We start from the raw sequence: 2,133 nt of genomic DNA, 5'->3' as shown, positions 1-2,133 counted from the left end.
GCCCAGGGCCCGGAGCTTGTCGTCGCGCTCCTGGCCGCGGGCCTCGGTGCGGGCCCGGTCACTCATCAGGTTCACCAAGCGCATGGTTAGAGCCTGTTATAGACTGGTAGCGTAATTTGGGGTATGGCACAGCAAAGTGGTTACCCCAGCGACGTAACGGATGACGAATGGATGTTTGTAGCACCCTATTTGGCCCTGGTGCGCGAAGACGCGCCGCAACGGCAGCACGCGCTGCGCGACGTGTTCAACGCCCTGCGCTACCTGGTCAAAACCGGCTGCGGCTGGCGCTACCTGCCGCACGACCTGCCACCCTGGCCGGCGGTCTACCAGCAGTGGGCCCGCTGGCGCGATAACCGCTGTTTTGAGCACATGATGGCCGATTTGCGCGAGTTGGCCCGCGTGCTGGCCGGACGTGAGGCCGAGCCCACGGCCGTGATTCTGGACGCGCGCACCGTGCAAAGCACGCCCGAAAGCGGGGCCCGTGCCGGCTACGACGGGGCCAAGCGGCGCAAGGGCAGTGAGGTGCACGTGGCCGTCGACACGCTGGGCCACCTGCTGGCTGCCGTCGTCACGCCAGCCAATGCACCCGACCGCGGGCAGGTCGACGCGCTCTGTGAGCGGGTGCAGCAGGTCACGGGCCAAAAGGTAGCGGTGGCGTATGTCGATCAGGGCTACACGGGCGAAGACGCCGCGTACGCCGCAGCCGTGCATGACGTTGACTTACAAGTCATTGCTAAGCCAGCAGGCCAGACGGGCTTTGTGATGCTGCCCCGCCGCTGGGTCGTCGAGCGCAGCTTCGGCTGGGCCGCTCGTTTCCGACGCCTAGCCCGCGACTACGAACGCCTGGCCCTAACTATGCAGCAATTTCACTTCCTGGCCTTCGCTACACTCTTGCTGGCAAAAGGCGTTTTTCGAGCCACCAGTCCATAACAGGCTCTAGCCCTCAGTTTCGTGTAGGAAATGGTGGTTGTGGAGGGCGAAGTAGGGGCAGGGCTTAGCTTCGCTGTCCTGCGGTTGCCCTTGCCCCGCCGTTGGCACTTACTTCACGGAGCCTACAAACAGGCAGTCCACGCCTCGTTTTAACGGCGGGCGGGGGCAAGCCCCGCCCCTACACCGACCTCCCAATCCCTAGGTTGTACGGACAATTATCTTTGCGTTCGTGAGCAGTATTGATGAAATTAGTGACCGGGCCTGGGCCGCTTTGGCGCCCCATTTGGCAGGTAAATCGGGCGATGTTGGCCGCACTGGAGCCGATAACCGCCTGTTTCTCAACGCCGTGTTCTGGGTGGCGCGCCACGGATGCGCTTGGCGGGCGCTGCCGGCCCGCTTTGGCAAACACGACACGCTGCGCAAACGCAGCCGGCGCTGGGCGCAAAAAGGCATTTGGCAACGCTTATTCGAGGTCGTGCAGGAACCCGATTTAGATTGGGTGATGCTCGACTCGACCGTCGTACGGGCTCACGCACAGGCCGCGGGTAGCCGAAAAAAAGCCGCTTCGGCGACGAAGCCCTCGGCCGCAGCCGCGGCGGGCTGACCACCAAAATTCATGTTTTGGTCGACGCGCTGGGCAACCCGCTGCGCGTGGTACTCGGGCCCGGCCAACAGGCTGACTGCCGGCGGGCGGGCGACTTACTGGCGGGCGCCGAAGGGGCGGGCAACGGGTTGGCGGATAAAGCCTACGATACAGACGCGGTAGTGGCGGCCGTCGAAGCCCTGGGCGCACAAGTCGTCATCCCCAGCAAAAAGAATCGCCTCGTGCAACGCATGATTGACCGCAACCTATACCGCGACCGCAACAAAGTCGAACGCTTTTTCAGCCGCCTCAAGCAGTTTCGCCGGTTGGCAACGCGCTACGATAAAACGGCCAGCAGTTTCCTCGGAATGGTGCATTTCGTTTCCGCCCTCTTGTGGCTCCGATAATTGTCCGTACAACCTAGTGCGGTTCTTGGGTTGGTGTATGGTTTTGGGTTTATCTTCTGGCCATGAAAGCCTATTCACTTGATTTGCGGCAGCGGGTAGCGGCGGCTTATACCGAGCTCGGGGCCACACACCCCGCCGTCGCCGCCCGGTTCTGCGTATCGGTTTCGTTTGTCGAAAAGCTGCTGCAACACCAGCGGGTGAGCGGGACGGTAA

General features: G+C 62.7%; 2 protein-coding genes. Both read left to right on the top strand.

Annotated elements, in window-relative coordinates:
• Positions 1-123 precede the first annotated feature (123 nt).
• Complete coding sequence (locus tag HW556_RS18240; protein ID WP_176901545.1) at positions 124-930, top strand: IS5 family transposase; 807 nt, start codon at positions 124-126, stop codon at positions 928-930.
• Positions 931-1,168: 238 nt separating this feature from the next.
• Positions 1,169-1,920, top strand: a protein-coding gene (locus tag HW556_RS18235) for an IS5 family transposase (RefSeq protein WP_317170552.1) whose coding sequence is annotated in 2 segments (ribosomal slippage) — positions 1,169-1,501 and positions 1,504-1,920 — 750 coding nt in all. Because the reading frame shifts where the segments join, the coding sequence is not laid out codon by codon here.
• Positions 1,921-2,133 lie beyond the last annotated feature (213 nt).

The sequence above is a fragment of the Hymenobacter terrestris genome (genome assembly GCF_013377905.1).
Classification (GTDB): domain Bacteria; phylum Bacteroidota; class Bacteroidia; order Cytophagales; family Hymenobacteraceae; genus Hymenobacter; species Hymenobacter terrestris.
The sequence above is the reverse complement of the archived record's forward strand: the minus strand, read 5'-3'. Positions and strand labels throughout refer to the sequence as shown.

Excerpts from the sequence above, each read along its gene's own strand:
- HW556_RS18240 (WP_176901545.1), top strand. The coding sequence starts at position 124 with ATGGCACAGCAAAGTGGTTACCCCAGCGACGTAACGGATGACGAATGG.